The organism is Kitasatospora putterlickiae (assembly GCF_039527695.1).
Lineage (GTDB): Bacteria > Actinomycetota > Actinomycetes > Streptomycetales > Streptomycetaceae > Kitasatospora > Kitasatospora putterlickiae.
In genome coordinates this window covers 1-7,353 of record NZ_BAAAKJ010000516.1, presented here as the reverse complement: position 1 = coordinate 7,353, position 7,353 = coordinate 1, and the positions used below count along the sequence as shown (strand labels likewise).

Annotated in this window: 7 protein-coding genes; 1 reads left to right on the top strand and 6 read right to left on the bottom strand. The window is 72.8% G+C overall.

Going from position 1 to position 7,353, the window contains the following annotated elements:
- Positions 1-246: hypothetical protein (locus ABD308_RS38435; RefSeq protein WP_344345600.1), on the top strand; the 246-nt coding region annotated here is incomplete at its 5' end.
- Positions 247-252: 6 nt separating this feature from the next.
- On the opposite strand, the gene ABD308_RS38430 is transcribed toward ABD308_RS38435, so the two are convergent.
- From ABD308_RS38430 to metG, 6 genes are all read right to left on the bottom strand, one after another.
- Complete coding sequence (locus tag ABD308_RS38430) at positions 253-2,115, bottom strand: ABC-F family ATP-binding cassette domain-containing protein (protein WP_344345598.1); 1,863 nt, start codon at positions 2,113-2,115, stop codon at positions 253-255.
- A 100-nt stretch (positions 2,116-2,215) separates the two neighbouring features.
- Positions 2,216-3,151, bottom strand: coding sequence for a 4-(cytidine 5'-diphospho)-2-C-methyl-D-erythritol kinase (locus ABD308_RS38425; protein ID WP_344345596.1), 936 nt, complete (start codon positions 3,149-3,151; stop codon positions 2,216-2,218).
- Between the two features lie 10 nt (positions 3,152-3,161).
- Positions 3,162-4,058 (bottom strand): 16S rRNA (adenine(1518)-N(6)/adenine(1519)-N(6))-dimethyltransferase RsmA, encoded by an 897-nt coding sequence (rsmA, locus tag ABD308_RS38420; RefSeq protein WP_344345595.1) that lies wholly within the window; start codon positions 4,056-4,058, stop codon positions 3,162-3,164.
- Positions 4,059-4,086: 28 nt separating this feature from the next.
- Positions 4,087-4,686 carry a Uma2 family endonuclease gene (locus ABD308_RS38415; protein ID WP_344345593.1) on the bottom strand — a complete coding sequence of 200 codons (600 nt, stop codon included), beginning with the start codon at positions 4,684-4,686 and terminating at the stop codon, positions 4,087-4,089.
- Positions 4,687-4,756: 70 nt separating this feature from the next.
- The gene (locus ABD308_RS38410; RefSeq protein ID WP_344345591.1) at positions 4,757-5,635 is read right to left on the bottom strand and encodes a TatD family hydrolase; all 879 of its coding nucleotides are present in this window, start codon (positions 5,633-5,635) and stop codon (positions 4,757-4,759) included.
- Between the two features lie 43 nt (positions 5,636-5,678).
- Positions 5,679-7,298, bottom strand: coding sequence for a methionine--tRNA ligase (metG, locus tag ABD308_RS38405; RefSeq protein WP_344345589.1), 1,620 nt, complete (start codon positions 7,296-7,298; stop codon positions 5,679-5,681).
- Positions 7,299-7,353: the final 55 nt, after the last annotated feature.

Here is a 7,353-nt window from a genome sequence, read left to right as displayed (position 1 = left end):
GCCCTGGAGCGGTTGGGCGGCGCGGTGGCGGCGTTCGCGGCGCAGCGCCGGTACGGCGGACGGGTGCCGGACCCGGTGGAGGTGGAGCGGGTCGCCCGGGCGCTGGACGAGCTGTCGGCCGCGGCCCGCGCGCACCGTCCGCCCACCCGGGCGGCGGCGCGTCCGACCCGCCCGCACGATCCGACGCGCAGCGCGCTGGGCCGGGCGGCGGACGAGTTGGACACGCTTCTCGCCGGCGGTTCCTGAGGGGGCTCAGACCTGCTCGGCCAGCTCCAGCCAGCTCATCTCCAGCTCCTCCTTCTCGTCCCGGACGGCGCGCAGTTGACCGTCCAGTTCGGCGACCTTGGAGAAGTCGGCGGCGTGCTCGGCGAGTTGGGCGTGCAGCTTGGACTCCTTCTCGTCCAGCTTGGCGATCTGCCGCTCCAGCTTCTGCATCTCCTTCTTGGCCGCCCGCAGGTCCCCGCCGGACAGCGCGGGCGCCCCGGCCTCGCCGCCGGCCGCCGTCGCCGTCGCACCGGAGGCGGTGGCCGAACCGGCGGAACCGGCGGAAGCGGCCGAAGCGGCGGCGGCCGCGGCGGCGGCCATCGCGGTGCGCCGCTCCAGGTACTCGTCGACGCCGTTCGGCAGCATCCGCATCCGCCGGTCGCCGAGCAGCGCGTACGTCACGTCCGTGGTGCGCTCGATGAAGAAGCGGTCGTGGCTGATCACGACCATCGAGCCGGGCCAGCCGTCGAGCAGGTCCTCCAGCTGGTTGAGGGTCTCGATGTCGAGGTCGTTGGTGGGCTCGTCGAGGAACAGCACATTGGGCTCGTCCATCAGCAGCCGGAGCAGCTGGAGCCGACGCCGCTCGCCGCCGGACAGGTCGCCGACCGGCGTCCACTGCTTGTCCTTGCCGAAGCCGAACTGCTCGCAGAGCTGGCCGGCGCTCATCTCCCGGCCCTTGCCAAGGTCGACCCGGGAGCGGACCTGCTCGACGGCCTGGAGCACCCGGGTGGCCGGGTCCAGCTCGGCGACCTCCTGGGAGAGGTAGGCCAGGCGCACCGTCTTGCCGACCTTGACGACCCCGGACGCGGGCTGGACGTCGCCCTCCGAGGTGTAGGCGTCGCGCATCGCGCGCAGCAGCGAGGTCTTGCCGGCGCCGTTGACGCCGAGCAGGCCGATCCGGTCGCCGGGGCCGAGCTGCCAGGTGAGGTTCTCCAGCAGCAGCTTGGGGCCGGCCTTGACCGTCACGCCCTCCAGGTCGAAGACGGTCCGGCCGAGGCGGGCGTTGGCGAACTTCATCAGCTCGCTCTTGTCGCGCGGGTCGGGGACGTCGGCGATCAGCGCGTTGGCGGCCTCGATGCGGTAGCGGGGCTTGGAGGTGCGGGCGGGGGCGCCGCGGCGCAGCCAGGCGAGCTCCTTGCGGGCGAGGTTCTGGCGCTTCTGCTCCTCGACGGCCTCGATCCGGGACCGCTCGGCGCGCGCGAAGACGTAGTCGGAGTAGCCGCCCTCGTACTCGTGCACGGTGCCGTGCTGGACGTCCCACATCCGGGTGCAGACCTGGTCGAGGAACCAGCGGTCGTGGGTGACGCAGACCAGTCCGGAGCGGCGGGCCTGGAGGTGCTTGGCGAGCCAGGCGATGCCCTCGACGTCGAGGTGGTTGGTGGGCTCGTCGAGGACGATCAGGTCCGGCGCGCCCAGCAGCAGCTTGGCGAGGGCGATCCGGCGGCGCTCGCCGCCGGAGAGCGGGCCGATGACGGTGTCCAGGCCGTCGGGGAACCCGGGCAGGTCGAGGCCGCCGAAGAGGCCCTCGATGATGTCGCGGATGCGGGCGTCGCCGAGCCACTCGTGGTCGGCGCGGTCGGCGATGACCTCGTGCCGGATGGTAGCGGTCGGGTCCAGCGAGTCGTGCTGGGTGAGGACGGCCAGCTGCAGGCCGCCGGACCAGGTGATCCGGCCGCCGTCGGGCTCCTCCAGCTTGGCGAGCATCCGGATCAGGGTGGTCTTGCCGTCGCCGTTGCGTCCGACGACACCGATCCGGTCGCCCTCGCTGACGCCGAGGCTGACCCCGTCCAGAAGGGCCCGGGTGCCGTAGACCTTCGTGACGGACTCGATGGTGGCGAGGTTGACGGCCACGTGTGCTGCGCTCCTGGGTTCGACGGTCCGGGCTCGGGCGGAGCCTGGAGCCTCCCAGCCTAGTGGGCCCGTCCCCGGTCCCCGCCCGCTCGACCGGCCGTCACGCCTCCACGACCACGGCGGCGCCGGGCACCGGGCCGTGGGTGGCGTGCGCGGTCCGGCAGCTGCCGGAGGCGCGCAGTGCGGCGGCGACGGCCTCGGCGGCGGCGGCGTCCTTGGCCAGGAAGGCGCAGGTCGGCCCGGAGCCGGAGACCAGCGCCCCGAGCGCGCCGGCCTCGGTGCCGGCCCGGAGGGTGTCGGCGAGGGCCGGGCGCAGCGACAGGGCGGCGGGCTGGAGGTCGTTGGCCAGCGCGGCGGCCAGCGCGACGGTGTCGCCGTCGGCGAGGGCGGCGAGCAGGGCGGGGTCGGCGTCGGGGGTGGGCACCTCGGTGTCGCTGGAGCCGGTGCCGGCCTCCTCGCGCAGCCGGTCGCACTCGCGGAAGACGGCGGGGGTGGACAGGCCGCCGTCGGCGACCGCGAAGACCCAGTGGTGGGTGCCGGCGACGGGCAGCGGCTCCAGGATCTCGCCCCGGCCGCGGCCCAGGGCGACGCCGCCGACGAGGGCGAACGGCACGTCGGAGCCGAGTTCGGCGGCCAGTTCCAGCAGCACCCCGGTCGGCGTCCCGAGCCCCCACAACGCGTCGCAGGCGACCAGCGCCGCCGCACCGTCGGCGCTGCCGCCGGCCATGCCGCCGGCCACCGGGATGGCCTTGGCGATGTCCAGCCGGACGTCGGGCTCGGCGAGGCCGTGGCGGGCGGCCAGCAGCCGGGCGGCGCGGGCGGCGAGGTTGCTGTCGTCCAGCGGGACGGCGCCGGCGTCGGGTCCGGTGCAGCCGAGGATGACGCCGGTGCCGGGCTCGCCCGCCGTCGCGGTCACCTCGTCGCCGAGGGCGACCGCGAAGAAGACGTTGGCCAGGTCGTGGAAGCCGTCGGCGCGCAGTCCGCCGACCCCGAGCTGGACGTTGACCTTGGCGGGTACGCGGACCGTGACGCTCACTGGAAGACCCTTACTCCGGCTTGTGCTCGGCGATGGCGGCGAACTGCTCGACGGTGAGCATCTCACCGCGCAGCTTGTGGTCGATCCCGGCGGCGGTGAGCGCCTGCTCGGCCGCGGCGGCGGAGCCGGCCCAGCCGGCCAGCGCGGCCCGCAGGGTCTTGCGGCGCTGGGCGAACGCGGCGTCGACGACCGCGAACACCTCCTCGCGGCTCGCGGTGGTCCGGGGCGGCTCGCGGCGGATCAGCGAGACCAGCCCGGAGTCGACGTTGGGCGCGGGCCAGAAGACGTTGCGGCCGATGGCCCCGGCCCGCTTCACGTCGGCGTACCAGTTGGCCTTGACCGACGGGACGCCGTACACCTTGTTGCCGGGCTTGGCGGCGAGCCGGTCGGCGACCTCGCTCTGCACCATGACCAGGGTGCGCTCGATGCTGGGGAAGGTGGCCAGCATGTGCAGCAGCACCGGCACGGCCACGTTGTACGGCAGGTTGGCGACCAGCGCGGTCGGCGCGGGGCCGGGCAGCTCGGTGACCAGCATCGCGTCGCTGAACACCAGGTCGAACGCGTCGGCCTTGCCGGGCATCCGGGCGGCGACGGTGTCGGGCAGGTGCCGCGCCAGCACCGGGTCGATCTCCACGGCGGTGACGTGCCGGGCGGTCTCCAGCAGTGCGAGCGTCAGCGACCCGAGCCCGGGCCCGACCTCGACCACCGCGTCCTCCCCGGTCACCTCGGCGGCCCGGACGATGCGCCGTACGGTGTTGCCGTCGATGACGAAGTTCTGCCCGCGCTGCTTGGTCGGCTTCACGCCGAACGCGTCCGCCAGCGCCCGGATGTCCGCGCCGCCGAGCAAGGGGGTCCCCCCGGCCGAGGGCTGGGGGCGGCTGTCAGGGGTGGGATCGGTGGTGCTCACCCGCCAAGGATACGGGCGCGCGGCCCCCTCACAGCTCGACGACCGCCGCGAGGTCGATCTCCACGGGGTAGGGGACGGCGGTCCGCAGCACGCCCTCGTGCTGCGCGACCGGCAGGTAGACGCCCTTCTCCTCGTCCCGGTGGAACTCGTGGACGATCGGGAGGTTGTCGATGCCCCGCTCGACCCGCCAGTAGTGCGGGATGCCCTTCTCGGCGTAGAGACCGGGTTTGCTGAAGCGGTCGGCGACCCGGGAGCCCGGCGAGACCACCTCCACAGCCAGGACGACCGACGCGGGCGGAGTGCACTCCAGCTCGAAGAAATCCAGACCGGTCTTGTCGAAGACGACGACGTCGGGCTTGGTGACGTTGTGCTCATCGAGCAGGACGCAGCGCTCGACGTTGACCACGTAGGGCGCGATCCGTGCCGCGAGCAGTTTCGCGAGAAGCTGGTCACGGACCTGGTCGTGCCACCACTTCGTCATCCCTCGAACCACGACGGCTCCGTCCACCAGTTCCCAGTCAAACGGCAGATCGAGTTCCCTGACCTGCTCGTACGTCCAGCCCTGGGACGGCGGGTACATCCAGTCGATCGGCATGGCGGTCATGGCCACCTCCCTCACCGCACTCATGCTAGCCAGCGTAGGTAGCCGCCAGGACTGCCGAATCGTTCCTCCGGAACCCGATGTTCGTTCGATCGGATCAGTACCCGAACGCCCGCGCCGTGTTCTCCGCGATCGCCGCGGCCAGCTCGTCCTCGGCCAGTCCCAGGGTGTCCGCCATCGAGCGGACGGTCACCGGGATCAGGTACGGGGCGTTGGGGCGGCCGCGGTAGGGGTGGGGAGTGAGGAAGGGGGCGTCGGTCTCGACCAGGAGCCGGTCGAGCGGGGTGACGGCCAGGGCGTCGCGCAGCGGCTGGTTGGCCTTGAAGGTGACCGGCCCCGCGAAGGAGAGGTACCAGCCGTGCTCGGCGCAGACCTTGGCCATCTCGGCGTCGCCGGAGTAGCAGTGGAAGACGGTCCGCTCGGGGGCGCCCTCCTCCAGCAGGACGGCGATGACGTCCTCGTGGGCGTCCCGGTCGTGGATCACCAGGGCCTTGCCGTGCCGCTTGGCCATCGCGATGTGGCGGCGGAACGACTCCTTCTGGATCTCCACGCCCTCCGGCCCGGTGCGGAAGTAGTCGAGGCCGGTCTCGCCGACCGCGAGGACCTGCGGCAGCGCCGCGAGCGCGTCGATCTCGGCCAGCGCCGCGTCCAGCGCGGCCTGCCCGCCGGGCTCGCGCCGCTGCCCGGACCAACCGTCGGGGTCGCCGAGGAAGATCCGCGGCGCCTCGTTGGGGTGCAGGGCGACGGCGGCGTGCACCTGCTCGAACCGGGCCGCCAGGTCGGCGGCCCAGCGCGAGCCGGGCACGTCGCAGCCGACCTGGACGACGGTGGCCACCCCGACCGAGGCGGCCTTGGCCAGGCCCTCCTCGGGGGTGCCGGACTGCATGTCCAGATGGGTGTGCGAGTCGGCGACCGCCACCGCCAGCGGGGCGGGCAGCGGCGGCGGGGTGGCCCGGTCGTCGTCCTTCTTCGGCATCAGTCGTCCTTCTCCGGCCCCGGGGGGCCGGACTCCGTCGGCCTCAGGAGGCCGGCTTCTCCTCAAGACGGGGGAACAGGATCTCGCCCTTGGTGACGGTGGCCCCGGCGGGCAGCCGGCCCCACCGCGCCGCCCCGGCGACGGTCTGCGCGGCGAGCGCGCCCAGCCCCGCCTCGGCGCCGAGCGAGACCCAGAGCTTCTCGGCGGTGCTCGGCATCACCGGGTTGAGCAGCACGGCGGTGCCCCGCAGAGCCTCGGCCGCGGTGTAGAGGATGGTGGCCAGCCGGTCCCGGCCCTCGGCCGAGTCGTCCTTGGCGACCTTCCACGGCTCCTGCTCGGTGAGGTAGCCGTTGACCTGCTTGACGAAGTCGAAGACCGCCGCGAGCCCGCCCGCGAAGTCCAGTTCCTCGCCGATCTTCCGGTCGGCGGTCGCGACCGCCGTCGCGAGGCCCTCCGCGACGGCCCGCTCGGCCTCGCCCGGCGCCGCCGCGGCCGGCAGCGCGCCGTCGAAGTACTTGCCGACCATGGCCGCCACCCGGGAGGCGAGGTTGCCGAAGTCGTTGGCCAGCTCGGAGGTGTACCGGGCGGTGAAGTCCTCCCAGGAGAACGAGCCGTCGGTGCCGAACGGGATCGCCCGCAGGAAGTAGTAGCGGTAGGCGTCCACGCCGAAGTGCGAGGTGAGGTCGGTGGGGGCGATGCCGGTCAGGTTGGACTTGGACATCTTCTCGCCGCCGACCATCAGCCAGCCGTTGGCGACGACCCGCTTCGGCAGCGGCAGGCCCGCGGCCATCAGCATCGCGGGCCAGATCACCGCGTGGAAGCGCAGGATGTCCTTGCCGACCAGGTGCACCGACGCCGGCCACAGCTCGGCGAACCGCTCGGGGTCGGCGCCGTAGCCGGCCGCGGTGATGTAGTTCTGCAGCGCGTCCACCCACACGTACAGCACGTGCTTCTCGTCCCAGGGCAGGGGGACGCCCCAGTTGAATGTGGAGCGGGAGATGGAGAGGTCCTGCAGGCCCTGCTCGACGAAGCGCAGCACCTCGTTGCGGGCCGACTCGGGGGCGATGAAGCCGGGATTCTCGGCGTAGAACTCCAGCAGCCGGGGGCCGTACGCGGAGAGCCGGAAGAAGTAGTTCTCCTCCTCCAGCCACTCGACCGGCTTCTTGTGGATCGGGCAGAGCTTCTCGCCCTCGGTGGCACCGTCGAGCAGTTCGGCGGGGAGCTTGTACTCCTCGCAGCCGACGCAGTACGGGCCGGAGTAGCCGCCCTTGTAGATCTCGCCCTTGTCGTACAGGTCCTGGACGAACTCCTGCACCCGGGCGGTGTGCCGCTCCTGGGTGGTGCGGATGAAGTCGTCGTTGGCGATCTCAAGGTGCTGCCAGAGCGGCTTCCAGGCCTCCTCGACCAGCTTGTCGCACCACTCCTGCGGGGTGACGCCGTTGGCTTCGGCGGTGCGCAGGATCTTCTGACCGTGCTCGTCGGTGCCGGTCAGGTACCAGACCTTCTCGCCGCGCTGGCGGTGCCAGCGGGTCAGCACGTCGCCCGCCACGGTGGTGTACGCGTGGCCGAGGTGGGGACGATCGTTGACGTAGTAGATCGGGGTGGTGACGTAGTACGCGGGGGTGGTGCCCCCGGTGGTGCTGTGCTCTGCAGTGGCCGCCATGGTCCGCAAGCTTAGTCGGGCCCGCGCACGCCCCCCGACCGCGAGGCCCGGCGGC

What these genes read in the sequence shown, in the direction of transcription:
- ABD308_RS38410 (WP_344345591.1), bottom strand. Translation starts at nt 5,635, where the DNA reads ATGCCGAAGAAGGACGACGACCGGGCCACCCCGCCGCCGCTGCCCGCC.
- metG (WP_344345589.1), bottom strand. Translation starts at nt 7,298, where the DNA reads ATGGCGGCCACTGCAGAGCACAGCACCACCGGGGGCACCACCCCCGCG.
- ABD308_RS38415 (WP_344345593.1), bottom strand. Translation starts at nt 4,686, where the DNA reads ATGAGTGCGGTGAGGGAGGTGGCCATGACCGCCATGCCGATCGACTGG.